The sequence below is a fragment of the Bacillus sp. IT-79MI2 genome (assembly GCF_949768135.1).
GTDB lineage: Bacteria > Bacillota > Bacilli > Bacillales > Bacillaceae_G > Bacillus_A > Bacillus_A pseudomycoides.
The window spans coordinates 31,156-51,374 of sequence record NZ_CATKPV010000047.1; the positions used below are offsets into that span (position 1 = coordinate 31,156).

16 protein-coding genes are annotated in these 20,219 nt (G+C 31.9%); 8 read left to right on the plus strand and 8 right to left on the minus strand.

All coding sequences use genetic code 11. From position 1 onward, the window contains the following. Nucleotides 1–28: 28 nt before the first annotated feature. From ACM6HU_RS04880 to rfbC, 4 genes are all read right to left on the minus strand, one after another. Nucleotides 29–832 (minus strand): FkbM family methyltransferase, encoded by an 804-nt coding sequence (locus ACM6HU_RS04880; RefSeq protein ID WP_414848034.1) that lies wholly within the window; start codon nt 830–832, stop codon nt 29–31. A 340-nt stretch (nt 833–1,172) separates the two neighbouring features. Then, nucleotides 1,173–2,036: a dTDP-4-dehydrorhamnose reductase gene (rfbD, locus tag ACM6HU_RS04885; RefSeq protein WP_414848035.1), complete on the minus strand. Its 864-nt coding sequence runs from the start codon at nt 2,034–2,036 to the stop codon at nt 1,173–1,175. A 15-nt stretch (nt 2,037–2,051) separates the two neighbouring features. Continuing rightward, entirely contained in the window at nt 2,052–3,029 is a 978-nt protein-coding gene (gene rfbB / locus ACM6HU_RS04890) for a dTDP-glucose 4,6-dehydratase (RefSeq protein ID WP_414848036.1), read from the minus strand. Further along, a complete protein-coding gene (rfbC, locus tag ACM6HU_RS04895) occupies nt 3,026–3,592 on the minus strand; it encodes a dTDP-4-dehydrorhamnose 3,5-epimerase (protein ID WP_414848055.1) in 567 nt (188 codons plus the stop codon). Before rfbC ends, rfbB begins: the two co-directional genes overlap by 4 nt. A 912-nt stretch (nt 3,593–4,504) precedes the next feature. Between rfbC and ACM6HU_RS04900 the strand changes: the two genes are divergently transcribed. After that, on the plus strand, nt 4,505–5,473 hold the full coding sequence (locus tag ACM6HU_RS04900; protein ID WP_414848037.1) for a CgeB family protein: 969 nt from the start codon (nt 4,505–4,507) through the stop codon (nt 5,471–5,473). 458 nt (nt 5,474–5,931) lie between these two features. Here ACM6HU_RS04900 and ACM6HU_RS04905 read toward each other — a convergent pair whose 3' ends face one another. The 3 genes from ACM6HU_RS04905 to ACM6HU_RS04915 form a co-directional block, all read right to left on the minus strand. Next, nucleotides 5,932–6,672, minus strand: a complete 741-nt coding sequence (locus ACM6HU_RS04905) for a sugar phosphate nucleotidyltransferase (protein WP_414848038.1) — start codon at nt 6,670–6,672, stop codon at nt 5,932–5,934. Nucleotides 6,673–7,160: 488 nt separating this feature from the next. Next, nucleotides 7,161–8,396: a surface carbohydrate biosynthesis protein gene (locus ACM6HU_RS04910; RefSeq protein ID WP_414848039.1), complete on the minus strand. Its 1,236-nt coding sequence runs from the start codon at nt 8,394–8,396 to the stop codon at nt 7,161–7,163. A 158-nt stretch (nt 8,397–8,554) separates the two neighbouring features. Next, nucleotides 8,555–11,251: a glycosyltransferase gene (locus ACM6HU_RS04915; protein ID WP_414848040.1), complete on the minus strand. Its 2,697-nt coding sequence runs from the start codon at nt 11,249–11,251 to the stop codon at nt 8,555–8,557. Between the two features lie 642 nt (nt 11,252–11,893). On the opposite strand from ACM6HU_RS04915, the gene pseB reads away from it, so the two are divergent. Genes pseB through pseI form a run of 6 tightly spaced genes read left to right on the plus strand, consistent with a single transcriptional unit; the run spans nt 11,894 to nt 17,618 of the window. Beyond that, on the plus strand, nt 11,894–12,859 hold the full coding sequence (gene pseB, locus ACM6HU_RS04920; RefSeq protein WP_414848041.1) for a UDP-N-acetylglucosamine 4,6-dehydratase (inverting): 966 nt from the start codon (nt 11,894–11,896) through the stop codon (nt 12,857–12,859). Between the two features lie 55 nt (nt 12,860–12,914). Then, nucleotides 12,915–14,108 (plus strand): UDP-4-amino-4,6-dideoxy-N-acetyl-beta-L-altrosamine transaminase, encoded by a 1,194-nt coding sequence (gene pseC, locus ACM6HU_RS04925; RefSeq protein WP_414848042.1) that lies wholly within the window; start codon nt 12,915–12,917, stop codon nt 14,106–14,108. Nucleotides 14,109–14,128: 20 nt separating this feature from the next. Next, a complete protein-coding gene (locus tag ACM6HU_RS04930) occupies nt 14,129–14,866 on the plus strand; it encodes a cytidylyltransferase domain-containing protein (RefSeq protein WP_414848043.1) in 738 nt (245 codons plus the stop codon). Nucleotides 14,867–14,871: 5 nt separating this feature from the next. Further along, complete coding sequence (gene pseG, locus ACM6HU_RS04935; RefSeq protein ID WP_414848044.1) at nt 14,872–15,957, plus strand: UDP-2,4-diacetamido-2,4,6-trideoxy-beta-L-altropyranose hydrolase; 1,086 nt, start codon at nt 14,872–14,874, stop codon at nt 15,955–15,957. Nucleotides 15,958–15,974: 17 nt separating this feature from the next. Beyond that, the gene (locus ACM6HU_RS04940; RefSeq protein ID WP_414848045.1) at nt 15,975–16,553 is read left to right on the plus strand and encodes a formyltransferase family protein; all 579 of its coding nucleotides are present in this window, start codon (nt 15,975–15,977) and stop codon (nt 16,551–16,553) included. 15 nt (nt 16,554–16,568) lie between these two features. Beyond that, nucleotides 16,569–17,618 carry a pseudaminic acid synthase gene (gene pseI / locus ACM6HU_RS04945; protein ID WP_414848046.1) on the plus strand — a complete coding sequence of 350 codons (1,050 nt, stop codon included), beginning with the start codon at nt 16,569–16,571 and terminating at the stop codon, nt 17,616–17,618. A gap of 330 nt (nt 17,619–17,948) precedes the next feature. Here pseI and ACM6HU_RS04950 read toward each other — a convergent pair whose 3' ends face one another. Continuing rightward, nucleotides 17,949–19,040 (minus strand): glycosyltransferase, encoded by a 1,092-nt coding sequence (locus ACM6HU_RS04950; RefSeq protein ID WP_414848047.1) that lies wholly within the window; start codon nt 19,038–19,040, stop codon nt 17,949–17,951. Nucleotides 19,041–19,576: 536 nt separating this feature from the next. Between ACM6HU_RS04950 and ACM6HU_RS04955 the strand changes: the two genes are divergently transcribed. After that, complete coding sequence (locus ACM6HU_RS04955) at nt 19,577–19,807, plus strand: CGEA protein (protein WP_097835464.1); 231 nt, start codon at nt 19,577–19,579, stop codon at nt 19,805–19,807. Nucleotides 19,808–20,219 lie beyond the last annotated feature (412 nt).

Below are 20,219 nucleotides of genomic sequence, written 5' to 3' on the forward strand. Positions count from 1 at the left end.
CGGAAACATCAAGGGATTGGAGTTGTATTCAATCCACTTTTTTCCCCTTTAGTATAACCTCATAAAATTTACCTGTTGTAGAGAGAGTATCAAAATGTTCTAATATTTCATCTTTATTTAAAGCAACAGCCATATCTGGATGATCTGGCATTACAACTCCAAGATTTGAGAAATAATCAAGTACATTTCTTATTTGTTCTTTTGAAGTTCCATTTCGAAGTAAATGATAGGGGGAATATTCCATAACAACTGTTGAATGTTCCTTAACAAGTGGTAAACACGATTCAAGAATTTCAAGATCACTTCCTTGAGTATCAATTTTTACTACATCAAAGTAATTTGGTGATTGCTCGTCCAAACATTGCTTTAAAAATCCCATAATATTTACCGAATGAACACGATTTGGCAAAGTGCTAAATTGTCCTATATACGGCTCTTCATTTAATGGCTGTGAAGTACGATGATCCCCGTAATTCATATTATTTTTATAAAAGGCTATAAATTTTTGTTCTTTACCCAAAGCATAATTAAAAGTATAGATATTTTTTATATCATTTAGCGCAATATTCATATTTAAAAGTGAGTAATTTATCGGATCAGGTTCAAAACAATATATTGTTACTGTAGGTGAAAGCTTTGCTAAGGGAATAGAAATTACACCAATATTTGCACCTGCATCCAGAATGTGATTTCCTGGCTTAATAATAGAGCTTAGATAGTTTAATACGTGAGCCTCAAAAACCATTCCTGCCCTTAAAACATCACTAATCACTTTATCTTCTTGATGTGTGAGAAATTGAAATGGAATACCATTAAACATTACATTTGCCATTACAAAAGGATTCAATATAACTCCATCTCCTTATTAATCTTTTAATATACTTATAATATGATTATAAAAATTAATATATGCTGAATAAAAAGAAAATTCGCGATCCATAAGCTGCCCGATTCTTATTATTAGATACTACACTGTTTCCGCTTCACATCTTATCCTATGCTAAGCTATCATAATAATATTATGATAGCTTTCATGAATTTATCTATGTAGACGACGTCTTTCTACATAGCTTTTTATCATCGTACGTACAAGAAGTATAATAATATTCACAAATCCATAATACAACACTAGCCCCTTTCTCACTTAACAGTTATACCTCTTATACTATGCATCATTTTTCTCTAGAGCTCTCCTTCTTCTCAAGATACTCCCTCAACCCTTCTTTCCAAGGTTTCATTACATCGAGTCCATTCAATCGTAGCGCATAAGAATCCAAAACCGAATAAGCAGGACGTAAAGCACCCGTACCAAATCCCTTCGTCGAAATAGGTGTCGTATTGACATTAATATCACGTAAAGAAAATATCTCTTTAGCAAACTCATACCATGTACAAGCCCCTGTATTAGATACATGATACGTTCCATATAGTTCTGTTTCCATCAATTCCTTCACACACTGCACTAAGTCCTTTACATGGGTTGGGGATCCTGTTTGGTCATTCACTACTTTAATCCCAAGCTGATTTTTTGCAAGCTTCAACATCGTTTCAACGAAATTGTTTCCATACTTGCCATACAGCCAAGAGGTACGAACAATAAAATAATGTGAATGAAAGCTCTTAACAAAATTCTCTCCTGCATATTTGGAGGCTCCATATACATTTATCGGGTTAGGAGTATCAAACTCGTCATAGCCAGTTCCTTTTGTTCCATCGAATACATAATCCGTGCTAATATAAACAAGCTTAGTCGAAATCTTCTCGGATACAACAGCGACATTTCTTGTTCCAAGAGCATTTACAAAAAACGCTTTATCTCTTTCAGTTTCAGCTAAATCTACCTTTGTGTATGCAGCACAATGAATAATAATGTTAGGGTTTATTTTTCTTAAAATAAGATCGACTCTTGAAAAATCCGTTATGTCCATATCTTCTCGGCTTAAAGCACAAACTCGATAACCTAAATCATGTAAATCCTCAGCAAACTGTCTCCCTAATTGTCCATTCGCCCCAGTAATCGCTATTACTTTCTTCATAATTCTCTCCCTCTACTAAGATGTACCGTATTTTAGAGGCTTCCACCAGGTTTCATTCCGTTTATACCATTGAATAATCTCCTGAAGGCCCGTTTCAAATGTATATACTGGTTTCCAGCCAAGCTCTTTTTTAATCTTCTCGGCATCAATAGCGTATCGCCAATCATGCCCTAGGCGATCCTTTACAAATATAATTTGCTCTTTAGATTTACCTAGCTGTTCAATAATGCTCTTCACGATCTCAATATTGCGCTTCTCGTTATTTCCACCGATATTATATATTTCTCCTTTTCTTCCTTTATGCAATACTAAATCAATAGCAGTACAATGATCATATACGTGAAGCCAATCTCGAACATTTCTACCTGTTCCATATACAGGTAAAGGTTTGTTCTCCAAAGCGTTTGTAAGCATGAGAGGAATCAATTTTTCTGGATATTGATAAGGACCATAATTATTTGAACAGCGTGTAATATTTACATGTAAATCGTATGTTTTACAGTAAGCCAATGCGATCAAATCAGCACTAGCTTTACTAGAGGAGTAAGGACTGTTAGGATTCAAAGGCGTATCCTCAACAAAATATCCAGTTTCCCCTAACGAACCGTACACTTCATCAGTAGAGATTTGAATAAATTTTTCAATTTGATTTTCAAGAGCAGATTCTAATAGTGTTGTTGTACCTAATATATTTGTAGAATAAAAAATTTGTGGATTTGTAATACTGCGGTCAACATGAGATTCTGCGGCAAAGTTAACAATACTGTTAATTTCATATTGATTTATTACGTAACGAAGCAATTCTTTATTTTGAATATCCCCTTGAATAAACCAGTAATTCTTTCTGTCTCTTATCTCTTCTACATTCAATAAATTCCCAGAATAAGTCAATAAATCGTAATTAATAATATTATAGTGCGGGTACTTCTTGACTAAAAATCTTATGAAATTACTGCCAATAAAACCTGCTCCGCCTGTTACTAAAATATTCATATACTTTTCTCCCTAAAATGAAAATTATGATTAGAATCTTGTAAAGACGGCAATGACTGGTCCTTGTCGGATAAAATGGGGGATTGAACCGGCCAATCAATTCGCAGCTCTTCATCATTCCAGCATATTCCACTATCATATTGAAAATCGTAATATTCATCGACCTTATAGATGACAATTGTGTTAGGGACTAATGTACAAAAGCCATGTGCATACCCTTTTGGCACAAGCAGCTGCCGATGATTATATTCACTTAGTATAAATCCTTGCCACTTTTTATATGTGGGGGATTCTTTTCGTAAGTCCACGATTACATCAAATATAACTCCTTGCACTACTTGTACGAGCTTCGTTTGAGCTTTAGGATTTGTTTGAAAATGCAAGCCCCTTATTGTCCCTGCTTCCACCGATTTTGATATATTGTCCTGAATGAATTGATACGGCATTTGTAATTGTTCAAAGACTTTTTTGTTGTAGCTTTCCTTAAAGAATCCTCTATAATCCTTATATACATCTGGCTCTACAATGTTTACATTATCGAATAAAGTTTCAATTACTTTCACCCCTGTCATCACCTCTATTCTTCGGGCTTCTCATCAAATTCTTCTCCAAATAGGATGTCTTTTGCAAGCTTATTGGCATAACAAAGAGAATCATGAACCACTCCATCCCCCCCCCCCGGAATATACCATAGATCAATACTCACATTTAAAGATACTTGTTATTTTAATTTATTATTACTAATTCACCGTCAGAAATTAAGTGGTTACTAATGGGACATAGACGTGATCTTGTAATCCCTTCTTCTTGTAAAATATCGCCTTAACCGATAGATAACTATTCACCCACGAATAGCAGAATAAACATATCTCTTTATTTATTTTACTTTTTAAACATGATATATATGCTGGTTATAACCATAAGGTATTAATCAAATCCTGTACAATTTTAATTTCTTCTATTCATTTCATTGCTAATTCTAAAACGACATAAAACGTCCTACACTAAGTCCCAGCTTAACTTGGTACATACAAAAAAGCAGCCAGCTGTTTCAAGTCAGTTGCTCGATTTTTAAATATATAAGATATTTAAATTGTTATAAAAGGGTGTATTTACTAAGATATTCTTCGCACGAAAATCTATCTATTTTCATATATTATAAGTGTTATTAAATATCAACTTAATTGATGAAAAGGAAGGAGCATTTGTCTATGGTTCTATCAATATGCAAAAGTAGCATCTGTCGCCAGTTCTCCAACATACCACTTGGAACTATAATAACGGTCGTAGGTAAATCCGGTTTTGTTTATGGACCAGCCAAATTTACAAACTTTAATAACTGGACTGGCATAGTCACATTAGAAGAAGATTTACCATCTCCAAGTGTGACGAATATTATAGAAATTAGTTGTAATAATATTGAGAGCATCATAATAGCAGATTAGAAAATGACTGTTACAAATTGGTGATGTATAGTGAAGTTATTGTATATCTCTTCTGGTTATCACGGTATTTACGATTATTTAGATCAAAGTATACAAACTGGGCTAAACGATAATGGTTATGAATGGACCTCCTTTCATCCATTAGAGCCCCTAGAAAATCTAAAGTCTATTGTTACCACGTTTCAACCACAGGTGGCCCTAACTATATTAGGAGACTATCTTTCTGTACAGGCTATTCAATATTTTAAAGAAAATAGTGTTAAGCTAGCATGTTGGATGACTGAGGATCCTTATTATTTTGATAAGACTCATCAAATTATTAATAGATTTGATTATATCTTTACCATCGATACAGGATCTCTAAAACACTATCAATTAGTTCATCCAAATGCCTATCATTTACCCTTAGGGACAAATTCTGCAACTTTTAACCCCCGTATTCTAGTGGACCATGCATACAAAAGTGATTTGCTCCTTGTAGGATATCCATATCCCACAAGGATAAATCTCATCCATTTTCTCTTAAAAAATACAAACTATCATATCCGCCTAGTTGGGAAAGGGTGGCGTAATAGACTGCAAAAACTCTGGAGAAACAACCCCAAAGTTATGATTAAAGATGCATGGGTAGATCCAGAAATGGTTTCTTATTTTTACAACGGAGCCAGCATTGTATTAAACCCTCATCGAAGCCACAATTTCTTGCATAATCAAAATACATCTGGAATTATTAGCGAAAGTATTAATAACCGAACGTTTGATATTGCAGCATGTGGAGCTTTTCAACTAATAGAGAAAAAACCTAATCTTCGTTCTTTCTTTACTGAACAAGAAATGATATCTTACCGGGATTATGAAGATTGTCTGTGTAAAGTGGTTACCTATATGAATAATAAAGAAAAGAGACAGATTATCGCTCAAAAGGCTCGAAAACGAGTAATAGAACAGCATACATTTCGTCAAAGAATTAAAGAAATGATGAGTATCATTCAATCATAAAAATCATATTCTATCGCAGACATAATTTATCGAAAAATAAAATCTTAAAATCCATTCATTATGCTCCAAACAACTTATGCTTGAACTCAATCTTATTTGAAGCAAACTTTACTTTTCACATTTGAACAAGAAAAATCATCGGTTATAATATCGATGATTTTTCTTGTTATAAAGTATTTCCTCACTCCGTCTTCCCAGGAATATATAGATGGAAAGTTTTTAAAATGCAACAAGAGATGTTCCACAATCAAACTCACTCGCAGAAATTGAAAAAAGGGTGAATGTTATGTTGTTTCACTGAAAAATTTCTTTTGCAACTCCATATCTTGTTCCTTTCCACCAAGCCTATCTTTGTATAAACAACACAATGGATAACAATATTCGAATCCATTTCCTATGAAATTGATATCACTTCCGGGATAGTTGCAATATGCATTTCTTTTTTTATATCCAACCTCTTAAATTGTGTTGTCAAATCCATTCCCAAAATATAAATCTTTTGCCAGCGTGTTTGCCCTGTAGAGGGAATCATGGGTTCCAGCGTCAGTCCACCACTCCTTTAATATGTCATAAGTTAAAGTTCCTCTTTTAATATACTCGTTGTTCAAGTCCGTTATTTCCAATTCACCTCGGTTAGACGGTTTTAACTTTTTAACCATCTCAAATACATCTGCATCATACATGTAAATTCCGGTTACTGCATAAGGACTTTTTGGATTCTTTGGCTTTTCCTCTATTTTTACAATATAATCGTCCTTTATTTCAGGAACTCCAAATCTTTTTGGATCGTCAACCTCCTTCAAAAGAATTTTTGCCCCTTCTTTTTGTTTCTGGTATTTCTTTACATATTGGAGTAATACATCAGAAAATATATTATCTCCTAAAATAACAAGCATCCTATTATTACCAATAAATGTCTCACACAATCCTAAAGCTTGTGCAATTCCCCCTGCTGCTTCTTGTACTCTATAAGTAAATGAAACACCAAAATCAGTCCCACTCCCTAAGAAATTAACTACATTTCCCATATGTTCTTTTCCTGTTACGACAATGATGTCTGTAATCCCGCATTCTTTTAACTTAAAAACCGAGTGATAAATCATTGGATAACGTCCTACAGGCAGCAAGTGTTTATTAGTTACTCTAGTGATAGGGTATAATCGTGATCCTGTACCTCCAGCTAAAATAATCCCTTTCATAAGATTGCTCCTTTCCTCTATAAAAATCTAAAACGTAGCCGCATGTTTTAGTAAGAGCAGAGAAATATCCATATTTCCAAAGCATCTAAAGGTATCCTTCTGTATTCATCCTCAAATCAAACAGTGTACCAATAAAAGTTCTTTGCAATATTAATACAATTCTTTAGGACTTATTTTTATTCTTCATCTTTTAATAAATGCTTTTCTTGCTACGCACATGACACCTAATGAATAAAATCTTTTTATTCTTTTCTTGGATACCTCTATCTACTGAGATGCCTTTGAAGAGAACACAGTGAAGTAACAATAGTAAATTTCTTCATAACAATAGTTTCAAAAGAAAGATGCTGTATAAGTTGATTTATTATAAAAAAACACACGCTCTATAAACTTTGATTTTTTATTCTATAAAACAATAAAAACCCTTGATAACAAGGGTTTTTTATCTAACTAAGGAAGTTACATTAAGCTTCATAGAAAGAAAGGGCTCAACTTTTATTAGATGTTATTTCAAATAAATCAGGAGCTAATGTTCGAACACTCACTTCATTTTCATTCATTTCTATTGAATTCAATTTTTTGAAGAAACTTTTTATTTCATCCTCTGAAGTCAACGTATGATTCCCTTTTATTGTAGAGAGTGCTCTTACAGAAGATTCCTCGATGGAACTTTCACACGTTAAACTGATTTTATCTAATAAACTGATAATATTCTTATAAGCATAGTTTTCTTCATCCATGGCTCCATAATAATTTTTTGATAGAAATTTTTTTCCTTCATCCATTTCTCCTTTAGATAAGTAGAAGTCGATTAAGTTGAATACTTCACTAATATTTACTGATTTATGGGTAACTGCATTAGGTAAATATTTCTTCTCTTTTTCATAATCAATCGGCATATAAGCAATTACTGGTTTATCAAGTAACAAAGCTTCAATGCCTGTCGTACAACGATTGTGTATCACGACTTTCGAAGCTAAAATCCACATAACAACGTTACCATCATGGGCAACAAATACATTTTTATAATCCGACAATTCTTTTCGATAACTCTCTAAATTTTCATGAATATGAGGACGAACGACAATATTAAGATTCGGATATTTCTCACTTAATTCTTTAATTAATTGAATAAAATGTTCATATACCTTCTTTATATAACGTTCATTAGGATTAAATCCTCTTAAAAAGTGATTATATTGAGTAAATCTTGTATTCACTAAAATAAAGTCTCCAAACCGCTGTTCAATCATTTTAACTTCATCACTATATAAACCTCGGAACTTTTTCTTGAGTAAATCGAACCGTGGATGACCAGTTAAATGAAATTTTTGCTTAAATTTAGGAAAAATATTCGTAACTATTTCTTTATGAGCATCTCCCCAGCAATATACATGTTCGAGTATTTTAACATAATTATCATCTTTTCCAAGACGACTATAATTATTACTATTAAGGAATAATCCTTCTTCTTCATCTAATTCGACAATAGAATAGCCTAGTTTGTATGCATGATCCATATATTCTTTCCTTGCATCACCATAAGGAGTTCCCTTTGAACAAATGATACCCTTAGGTAATAACTCCAAATGAGAGAGAATAGGTGTATGTGTTCCCAGAATAATTCGATAATTCCCTTTAATTGCATAATAGGTTAAGAGTAATTTTGCGTCTAATTCCCTTGTTTTTGATTCGATTGGTAAGTAGAGAAACTTTTGTGACATAAACATCACCCCTTCTTATTTTTTCAATCAAAAATACTCGTGCCTTTAGTACCATATATTATATTTTTTCTTATAAAAGAAACCACAAAGATAATAATGAAAATTGTTGAATCGAATGTTCATGTTATAAACTTACTGAATACATTAATATTTACCTATCATTCATCCCTTTCCTGAAAAACTTTCAATTTTGTTGCTTTCTCGTTAATTTCTTCTCTGTTTTTTAATAATCTTTTTAATACGTTTAATATTTCAGTACTAGTCATATTATCAATAATCCATCCACATTGGTATTTTTTCACTCTTTCAGCAGGAGCACCTAGATTAAATGTAATAATAGGGTATCCCGATAACATCACTTCACTTGTTGTATATGAATACGTTTCAGGACAAATTGAAGGAGTAATAACCAATGCTATTTCTTTTTCAGCTAATATATATGATAAATCATCAACTTCATATCTCCCTGTTACTTCAAACTTGCCCTCATCACTTTTGCATGGGTTAAAATGAATATTTGTTATACCAATCACCTTTACGTTTATTGGTAAATTTTCTTTAATAATTAAATCCTTTAATTCATATATGATACTTGAGCCTTTTGGAAAATCAATTGCTCCCACAAAAGCAATATTTAAATCTTGTTTATTTAAAACATCCTTATTAAAAGTGTATGTTACTTTTGAATCAATGGAATGTTCTCTTACTTCTATCTCAATATCTTTATAATATTTTAAAAGAATTTCTTTCGTGTTATGACTAGGTGCTATCACATTTTTTGCCCCTACTAAAAAAGAATGAAACGCTTTTCTCCAATCTTCAATATTAATAGTTTGTTTTGGATATAATTTTGCAATACACCCCTGACAGATTTCTGGGTTTGTTTCAGCATTACAATATTTCTTTTGATGATTAATTAAATTATAGCTGGGGCAAATACAATAAAAATCATGAACATAAAAACAATAATCCACAAGTGAGTGTGTTATTAAACTGAACATCTTTTCAATTGGATACTTAAATAAGTGATTAATATAAATTAGATCAATTCTTAAAGCATTTAATAATTTTTTAAAATTAATTTCATTTAACCTATCGATGCTAAGTTTATAAATTATATTTTCTTCATGATTATGATCAGTTAAAATTACATAATCGGTTCCAGGTGTTAGTGTGAATACTCTTTGATCATCTTTTAATGTTTTTATATAGTTAGTTTGATATATTGAAGCACCACCGCCTAAACCGTGATCGATAAATAATATCCCCTTTCTGTAAGCATATTTATTAGCGACCATTACACTTTTCATAAATTCTCTTATATTTTTTATTGGATCCAAAGCTATGAATTTTTGTATTATCTTATTGTAATCTGGGTATCGATCAAGTAATTTCTTTAAATTATTTGCCATCATTTCTTTTTTACTACTGTTTATTTGATTAAAACTTACACCATGTTTGTGGTAAACAAATAAATTTGGAATTAATATATTTTTATACCCTTTATTACAAGCTCTCATACACCAATCGTTTTCCTCACCATATCCTTTTTCAAAAACTTCATCATCAAACATTCCAATATCATTGATAACACTTCGATTTAATGCCATACAAAAGCCTACACCTGTTGGAATTTCTATCCCTTTGTTAATAACGAATTTTGAAAAATAGGAATCCACTTCGTTTACAGTCATATTGTAGGGTAATTCATTATCTTGAACAAAATTAGGATAAGAACAAATTGTAGCACTATTTGAAAAAGGGGTAACTGATGAGACCTTATCATTTACTAGAATTGGATTAATTAAACGCTGAAAACAATGTGGAGGAATTTCTGTATCACTATTTAATAAAATGGGGTGATTTGTTGTTAAAAGTAAACCTTTATTAATACTTTTCACAAATCCAAGGTTTATCTCATTGTGTATAACCACTAATTTTTTTAATTTTCCAGGTAAGTCATGAGACTTCAAATTTTCTAGAAAACTATAGATTCTTTCATCTGAACTAGCATCATTAATCAAAAATAAATTAAAACGAAGATCTGCATTATTATATATACTTTCTATACATCTCTTTGTAAATTCATAACCATTATATATTGGTATAATTACATCTACTTCAATATCTTTAAATAAGCTATCATCGTATGCCATATAATTTAGCTCATTAAATGTTTCTAAACTAAATTGATTAAGTATAGAATCATTTAAAAAAGATAGTTCATCAGCTTCCTCATTTGTACTGGAAATAGATTGGATACATGTTGGCTTTTCGTAGTTCAAATTTAAAATCAACCCTTGTTCGTCACCATTTAAATATTTATCCATATGGAACTTAATTTCTTTTTCGTTTTTTGAATAATCCCAAATTCTCAAATTATTTACTTGTCCTTCAAAATTGCCATATGACCCATATCCTCCAATACTTCCTGAAACAAAGACACTAATCTTAGTACTTTTTAATCCTTTTTTTACAAAACTTCCGTTCACATATAAGTTTGGGGTTTTATTTTCATAAACAATAGCTATATGAGTCCAATTTTCTATTTCTATTTCATATGTGAGTAGAGGAAATAAATAATTACAGCTATATTCATATACCGTTATACCATTCGTTCCAACTGATACTCCAGCGCCCGATTGATCTTGTTGTTCAATTTCAGGATTTCCTGGACCAATAATGAATCTTTGACCGAAAATCCCATGCTTTCCTTCATTCGATTCCAAATTTAAGTTAAGTTCCTTTTGGGGTCTTATCCAAAACTCATAGGTAAAATTATTTTTAATATTTCTAAACAAATCCTTTGTCATTACTATTTCTTGCCCTTTGAAATTTAAAAATCCTTGAAACACATTGTTCACCCTCTCTTATATAATTCATTCTACAATTCAAAAAACAAAAACATTTAACTATTAAAATTAAAAGATGTAAATATTTTTTTATCAATGATGATAAAATTTTTATTACCATTTGAATTTTATAATTAATTAGTTATATACGACCGATGTTTTTATTAATTACTAATTAATGGTGTAAACTATGCGATCGAACAATAAAAATCGGACTTAGGCTTTTACTTTTATCATGCTATGTTTTGTTTGTCTTTTTGTATAGTTACATAGCCTAGCTTGAAAACAGATGATGCATTATGCTCTATATTTAATAAATAATCCCTTCTCTGAGCTTGGACGCTTATAAACCTGTAACACTTTTTGATTAAAAAACCTGATGATACCTCTTATATCTAAAAATGAGAATTTTGATTTCTAGCCTTTCAATAATATAAAAGAAACTATTTAACAGATTTATCATTTCCGGAACCAAGAAATAAATAAAAAACGGTAAAACACAGTTAAAAGTAAATTTCAATCTAGGTTTATTCACTATTTCGGTAAATTTATAAGGAAATATGGATATGATACCCAAACGTTTTTCTGAAGTAGTCATAGTAATAGATAAAGAAAATGTATTCAATAAAAAAGGCTGTGAATAAAATGGATTTAACAGAAAAAACAATTTTAGTTACAGGTGGAACAGGCTCTTTCGGTAAGAGATTTATAAAAAAAGTTCTGGAACTTGGTGTAAGCAAGATCATTGTCTTTAGTCGTGATGAGTTGAAACAATATGAAATGGCTCAAGAGTATACAGATTCACGTATTCGTTTTTTTATTGGGGATGTACGTGATAAAGCTCGTTTATACCGAGCATTTGCTGGGGTCGATATTGTAGTTCATGCAGCTGCTCTGAAGCATGTAGGTGCATGTGAGTACAATCCGTTTGAAGCAATTAAAACAAATATCTATGGTGCTCAGAATGTAATTGAAGCTGCTATAGATTGTGGTGTGAAACGTGTCATTGCTTTGAGCACAGATAAAGCTGCATCTCCAATTAACTTATATGGTGCAACAAAATTAGCATCAGATAAACTTTTTGTTGCTGCAAATGCTTATGCTGGGAAGAAGAATACTAGATTTTCAGTAGTACGTTACGGAAATGTCGTAGGAAGTAGAGGAAGTGTAATTCCATTTTTTAAAAGCATAAAAAAAACTGGGAAAATTCCTATTACGGATGAACGTATGACACGATTTTGGATAACACTTGATCAAGGAGTTCAATTTGTTATTGATAATCTTAAACGGATGAAGGGTGGGGAAATTTTTGTTCCTAAAATTCCGAGCATGAAAGTAACAGACTTGGCAAAAGTAATTGCACCCGAATGTAAAATTGAGTTTATAGGCATCCGTCCAGGAGAAAAACTTCATGAAACTATGATAACTGAAGATGATGCACGTCATACTTTGGAATTTAAAGATCATTATATAATTCAACCAGAATTTAATTGGTGGGATAAAACAAATTCAAGTGAAAGCAAACCGCTTCCAGAAGGTTTTAGTTATACAAGTGACAAAAATGAACATTGGTTAACAAAGGACGAATTAAAAAGATTAATTAATGAATAAGATAAGAGAATGACTTACATTAATTAAAACAATATATAAGGGAGTATTAATGATGATGAAGCATCTTCTAGCGATTCATGGAGGAAAACCCGTGCGGGATCATTATTTGCCATACGGCAAGCAATCCATTGATAAAGATGATATCCATGCAGTGATAAACGCTTTACAAAGTGATTTTATTACAACCGGTCCCACAATAAAACAATTTGAAGATCAGGTGGCAACATATGTAGGTGCAAAATATGCCGTAGCATTTTCAAACGGAACGGCGGCATTACATGGCGCCTGTTTTGCAGCGGAGATATCCAATGATGATGAAGTCATCACGACATCAATGACGTTCGCTGCCAGTTCCAACTGTGTTCTTTATCAAGGCGGAGTGCCAGTATTTACGGATATTAAATCCGATACTTACAATATTGATCCTGTGTTAATAAAAGATAAGATTACAGATAAAACAAAAGCAATTATACCTGTACATTTTACAGGACAGCCAGTTGAACTTGACGAGATTTTAAAAATCGCCCAAGAACACGACTTAACAGTAATAGAAGATGCAGCTCATGCATTAGGGGCTACGTATAAAGAGAAAAAAATCGGTTCAATTAGCGATATGACCATGTTCAGTTTTCATCCCGTCAAACATATCACAACAGGCGAAGGTGGAATCATTACAACAAATAATAAGGACTACTATCAAAAACTTCTTCAGTTTCGAACACACGGGATCACACGAGATCCCAACAATCTAACTGAGAATCATGGCCCTTGGTACTATGAAATGCAATTTCTTGGCTATAACTACCGAATGACAGATATCCAAGCTGCTCTTGGATTATCACAACTGCAAAAATTAGATTCTTTTATTGCTAAAAGAAAACAATATGTAGCAATGTATGATAAGGAGCTAAAAGATTTACCTGAAATTATTCTTCCAAAACAATTGAATCATGTTGATTCAAGTTGGCATTTGTATATCATTCAGTTAAATTTACCAATGCTAAAAGTTGATCGAAAAGAAATCTTTCAAGCGTTACAGCAAGAAAATATTGGTGTCAATGTTCACTACATTCCAATTCATTTACAACCCTACTATCAAAAATTAGGTTATCAAAAAGGAATTTGTCCTAATGCTGAAAAATTATATGAAAGTATCATTACTCTACCATTATTTTCAGAAATGAGTGAACAAGACGCTAATGACGTCATTCAAGCAGTTAAAAAAGTAATCAATTTCTATAAAAAATAAGTGAATAAAAAGGTGATGAAATGAAAGTTGCCGCTATTATTCAAGCTCGAATGGGCTCAACTAGACTTCCGGGGAAAATAATGAAGAAAGTTCTTGATAAAACACTATTAGAATATCAAATTGAACGAGTAAAAAGAGTAAAAACAATTAACCAAATTATCGTAGCGACTACTACAAATCAAAATGATAATCCAATCATTGAGCTTTGCGAACAACTTTCTGTTCCTTATTATCGTGGATCAGAAGATGATGTATTATCACGTTATTATGAAGCTACAACACAATTTTCTGTAGATGTTGTAGTTCGATTAACTTCAGATTGTCCCGTTATTGATCCTGATATTATTGATAAGATAGTTACTTGCTATTTAGAACATCAAAATAAATATGATTATGTATCTAACACATTAATCCGTACTTATCCAAGAGGTTTAGATACAGAAGTTATGCCCTACCGAATTTTAAAACAAACATATGAAGAAGCAAATCAGCCATCCTATCGCGAGCATGTGACTGCATATATATATAACACCCCTAAAACGTTTAAACTGTTCAATGTCCAGAATCACTTAGATGAAAGTAAACATCGCTGGACTGTAGATACGAAAGAAGACTTTATCTTTATAAAAAAAATTATTACAAAACTATATCCAGTTAATCCCCAATTTTCTTTCATTGATATTTTAAATTTATTAAAACAAGAACCAGACCTGTTTTATATTAATAGCCATATAGAACAAAAAAAACTGGAGATATAGTTTAAATGAACATACTCATTCGTGTTGACGCTTCTATAGAGATTGGAACAGGGCATGTTATGCGATGTTTAACCTTAGCAGAAGAGTTAAAAAATCAAGGACATCAGATCTCCTTTATATCTAGGGAATTGGACGGTCATATGTGTAACTTTATAAAATCTCAGGGACACACATTATATATGTTACCCAAAATGAAGTTAGTAAGAAATAATTGTAATACTACACATGCTCAATGGCTTCAAACGAGCTGGGAAATTGATGCTCAACAAACAATAGAAATGATACGTAAGAGCATTCGCTTTGCTGATTGGCTCATTGTAGATCATTATGCTTTAGATAAAAAGTGGGAAGAAAAGTTAAAGGAGTTCGCCCGCTATCTAATGGTTATAGATGATTTAGCAGATAGGTTACATATATGTGATCTACTGCTAGATCAAAATTATTATGCAAACATAGATCAAAGATACGAAGAATTAATCCCTATAAATTGTATAAAATTATTAGGCCCCAAATATGCATTGTTAAGATCCGAATTTTTAAAAGCACGAAAAAATGTAAGAAAAAGAACAAATCCCCTTAAAACAATACTCATATTTTTTGGTGGAAGTGATCCCACTAATGAAACTTCCAAAGTAATCAAAGCTCTAGAAGCAATAGAATATACGCAGCTTCTTATTCATGTAGTTATCGGTCGATCAAATCCTCAAAAAGATTTCATCCAAAATTTATGCAAAAAGCATCCAAATACGGTCTTTCATCATAATATTGATTATATGTCTAGCTTAATGAATGAAGCGGATTTAGCCATATGTGCTGGAGGTTCAACCACTTGGGAAAGATATTGTTTAGGATTACCCGCACTATTAATCTCAGTAGCGCATAATCAAGTTGAAATATGTAAAACAGTAGGAGATTTAGGGATTGATTTTTACATTGGAAAATCAGAAGAAATTTACGAGAAGGATATTTGTAATGCCCTTGAGATTGTTAGGAGCGGAAACTTTGATTTAGAGGGATCTTCTAGAAAAGCATTGGAGATTGTAGACGCTTTTGGAAAGACACGTGTAGTATCAAAGATTTTACAATATTAAATGTTAAGGAAGATATTATGAACATTCTATTATTAGGATATAAATGTAATAATTTGTACAGTTTTCTTAAATCATCTGGAAATAGTGTTGTTTTCCATGAAAATAGAATAGACATTCACTCACCTATTCTTATTAATATTGACTTTATCGTCAGCTATGGATACAGATATATGATTCCTCCTTCTATTATTGAGAAATTTAATAACAAAATTATTAATTTGCATATCTCTTATCTTCCTTGGAATAAGGGTGCTGATCCAAATTTATGGAGTTTCCTTGAAGATACACCTAAAGGGGTTACAATTCATTATGTGAATAACGGGTTAGATACGGGAGATATTATCGCTCAATCGGAAGTTCCCTACAAAGAAAATGATACATTAAAAACCTCCTACGATAGACTATGCCAAGAAATAGAACGACTTTTCATTGAAAATTGGAAATTTATTCATTCTGGAAAAGTTATGAGGAAACCGCAACCTTCTGGCGGTAGTTATCATAGATTAAAAGATAAAAAAATATATTTGCATTTACTTACTAATGGATGGAATACGTCAGTAAAAGATATAATCGGTAAAGCAAAAATGAATGGTTAAAAAGGAGAAGATAAAATGAATGAAATTGAAATTAATGGAAGGGAAATCTGTCGCAATCACCAACCATTTATCATTGCTGAAATGTCCGGAAACCATAACCAGTCATTAGAACGTGCATTGCAAATAGTTGAAGCTGCAGCAAAAGCTGGAGCACATGCTCTAAAAATTCAAACTTACACAGCTGATACCATGACACTCGATATAGATAACAAAGATTTTAAAATAGAAGATACAGATAGCTTATGGAAAGGAAACACACTTTACAAATTATATCAGAAAGCTTACACACCATGGGAATGGCATAAACCACTCTTTGATAGATGTAAAGAATTAGGTATAACCCTATTCAGCACACCATTCGATGAAACAGCGGTGGATTTTCTTGAATCTCTAAATGTCCCTTGTTATAAAATTGCTTCTTTTGAAAATACTGATATTCCTCTAATCTGCAAAGCTGCCTCTACCGGAAAACCACTTATTATATCCACAGGTATGGCTACAATTTCAGAATTAGATGAAACTGTCAAAGCTACCAGAGCAGCAGGGTGTAAAGACCTTATTTTGTTAAAATGTACGAGTACGTATCCAGCTTCTCCAGAAAACACCAACATTTATACACTCCCTCATATGAGGGATTTATTCCAATGTGAAGTGGGTTTGTCAGATCACACATTAGGAGTGGGGGCTGCAATCGCAAGTGTTGCAATGGGAGCGACTGTAATTGAAAAGCATTTCACTTTATCTAGAGCTGATGGCGGAGTGGACTCCACGTTTTCAATGGAACCAGATGAACTAAAATCTCTTGTTATTGAAACAGAAAGAGCGTGGAAGGCACTAGGGAAAATTTATTATGGACCAACTGATAAGGAAAAAAATTCATTAAAGTTTCGACGTTCTCTATATGTGGCACAAGATATGAAAGCTGGTGATCTTTTAACAACCGAAAATATAAAAGCCATTCGACCTGGCTATGGTTTGGCACCAAAATACCTTCCTATTTTACTAGGAAAAAAAGTAAAAAAAGATATTGCTAAGGGAACACCTGTAAATTGGGATTTGATTTAACGAAAAGCCTCTTAAAAACATAAAGTAAACCTCCTATCTCTGTAAATCAAATTCTCACATAAATTTCTTTTTACCTATGAAAGCATTTCCTATTTGGGGCTATTGTCATATTCCGTCAAACAGCCCCCTTCATTTAATATAATTGAAAAAAAGCCTCTAAAAACTTCTTTATCAACGGATGTTCTATCGGTCTTTAAGAGTCTATAATTCATCCATTATAGAACGATTTAATGCGACTCTTCTATATACACAATTATCATTTTTGAATTTGAGTTACAAAACACGATAATATCTTAATGCATCTTTTCCTCCTTTTCATTGAGGAAAAGATTAGAAAATCCCTTTATTTTGACAAACTACCGATAGATTACGCGCTTTTTCAAAAATTTCAACGCGATTTACCAAGAACTTCTGTAACAATTGTAAGACACTCCTACTACTAATTTCTTTCAAAATCCATCCCCCATTATACTTTTTTATTTGCTCAGCTGGCGCCCCCATATCAAATGCAATGACAGGATACCCTGAAAACATAACTTCATTGGTTGTATAAGAAAATGTCTCTGGACATATAGAAGAAGTTATAACGATAGCTATTTTATGTTTAGCCAAAAGATTAGAAATTTGTCTGTTATCATATGGTCCTGTTACAATAAAATGTCCGCTTGGGCTGACAAATCTCCTTTTATGCCTATCCGTTAATCCAATTACTTTTATAGAAAAAGGTAGTTTCCTCCTTTCAATTTCCATTTTAAGTCTATATAAAATGTACGATCCTTTATTTTTTTGTATATTTCCTACGAAGGCAACATTAAGCTTTTTTTCACTTGCAAATTCGGGATTATATGTATAGTGGATATTAGGAGATAAATGATGTTCCTGTACATCTATAACAATGTCAGGGAAATGTTTTTTTACAATTTCTTTTGTACTGTTGCTTGGAGCAATTACCTTCTGAGCATTTGATAAAAAAGATTTAAACTTTTTTCTCCAAGTTTGAATATCTGTTTCTCTCCCCCCACTCAAACACGTATTACATTTATTCACATCTGTTTCATTATTGCAGTAAGAACCATTTCTTTTAATCAAATTAACAAGAGGACATATACAAAAAAAATCATGTATAAAATAAATATAATCAATTCCAGAATATCGGATAAAATCTATAAATTTTAATATAGGGAATTCAATAATGTGATTTATGTAAATTAATTCAATATCCATTGACTTTAGTAGTAATCGAAAGCTATTTTCATTATAATTACGAAACTCTAACTCATAGTACAGGGTGCTTTCCTGATTCATATCTTCTATACGAAACATTCCAGCTCTAAACGTCATCTTATGAATTCTATACTTATGCTTATTCTGCTCAATATACGTATTTTGATAATATTCTACTCCTCCACCTATAGGATTCATCACAAATAAAACGCCCTTCTTTTTTGGAGCACCGTCTCTCTCCAACAATACTCTCCCTCCTTCATCTGAATTTTCCTATTTACCATTTATAATCATTTTCAATAATGAATAATAACTATTGGTAATTTATAAATATATATTTTCGTAAACAAAAATATTACACTATTTATTTTCACATAAAGTGAAACTTTAATCAGCGGAGTGTTTCTTCATCCCCCACTGATTATTAGCCCTCACGAATCGGGCTTTTACGGGCAGTTTATCCCCCACCTAACTTCTTTGCTTTTGCTGAATTTTGAGGTAGGGATATTACTGCCCGCGAATAGCGGGATAAAATAACAAGACAAGATTGTGCCTTCTGCTTCAAGTAACCGTTACAATAAGATGAATGATTACTACAGTTTATTCCTGTTATTTCGAGAAAATCACCCATGTTTTATTTTCCCAAACATTTTATATTCCCCATACATATACTGACCATATCTTTATTTAGAATACATGTATTCTAATATCAAATTTAAGGTTAGGTGAAAAAAATGGCAAATTGCACAGGTATAGCTTGTTTTTTATTTAACATTTGGCCACCAGGAACTATTATTACAATTACAACCAGATCAGGACAAATTATTGGACCCGCTTCTCTTATTGCGTTTTATTCTGATCTTTGCCTAGTTATATTAGAAGAAGAAAGTTCAATAACACCACCATCTACTAATATTATATTCATAAGTTGTGAAGATATAGAAAGTGTTACTGTCCCTTCTTAAATTAATGAACTGTACAAATTAATTTATATTTTCAACTGAAGAAAAAGGATCTCCAATCATTCTCACAATAAATCCAATCTAAAAAACAATTATTTCTAATCCTAAAAACATACATGATAAATACACTCTCTCAGGTTTAATTTTGTAAAATGAAATGATCGTTGTATCAGGCACAGCATACTTTTAGACAACACCTAGTATGAAAAAGTTTTTTCCTTATAAAGCTGAGACTTTCTTCCGCCTTTCTAACAAATGAAATTTGCAAAAAATCTTTGTGTGTTCTTGAATATTTCCTTGTACTATTTATAGTTTTATATTCAATTAGTTCTTTTATTTTCCCTTAGTACTAGTTCTTCCATCTAAAGCATAATAGAAAAACAAATAAGAATTACAATTCGTCTTAAATCAAAAT

Bases quoted from the DNA above. Each gene is read 5' to 3' on its own strand.
- pseB (WP_414848041.1), top strand. From the start codon at position 11,894: ATGGATTTAACAGAAAAAACAATTTTAGTTACAGGTGGAACAGGCTCT.
- pseG (WP_414848044.1), top strand. From the start codon at position 14,872: ATGAACATACTCATTCGTGTTGACGCTTCTATAGAGATTGGAACAGGG.
- ACM6HU_RS04910 (WP_414848039.1), bottom strand. From the start codon at position 8,396: ATGTCACAAAAGTTTCTCTACTTACCAATCGAATCAAAAACAAGGGAA.
- rfbD (WP_414848035.1), bottom strand. From the start codon at position 2,036: ATGAAGAAAGTAATAGCGATTACTGGGGCGAATGGACAATTAGGGAGA.
- ACM6HU_RS04905 (WP_414848038.1), bottom strand. From the start codon at position 6,672: ATGAAAGGGATTATTTTAGCTGGAGGTACAGGATCACGATTATACCCT.
- rfbB (WP_414848036.1), bottom strand. From the start codon at position 3,029: ATGAATATTTTAGTAACAGGCGGAGCAGGTTTTATTGGCAGTAATTTC.
- ACM6HU_RS04940 (WP_414848045.1), top strand. From the start codon at position 15,975: ATGAACATTCTATTATTAGGATATAAATGTAATAATTTGTACAGTTTT.
- pseC (WP_414848042.1), top strand. From the start codon at position 12,915: ATGAAGCATCTTCTAGCGATTCATGGAGGAAAACCCGTGCGGGATCAT.
- ACM6HU_RS04955 (WP_097835464.1), top strand. From the start codon at position 19,577: ATGGCAAATTGCACAGGTATAGCTTGTTTTTTATTTAACATTTGGCCA.
- ACM6HU_RS04930 (WP_414848043.1), top strand. From the start codon at position 14,129: ATGAAAGTTGCCGCTATTATTCAAGCTCGAATGGGCTCAACTAGACTT.
- pseI (WP_414848046.1), top strand. From the start codon at position 16,569: ATGAATGAAATTGAAATTAATGGAAGGGAAATCTGTCGCAATCACCAA.
- ACM6HU_RS04880 (WP_414848034.1), bottom strand. From the start codon at position 832: ATGGCAAATGTAATGTTTAATGGTATTCCATTTCAATTTCTCACACAT.
- ACM6HU_RS04950 (WP_414848047.1), bottom strand. From the start codon at position 19,040: ATGAATCCTATAGGTGGAGGAGTAGAATATTATCAAAATACGTATATT.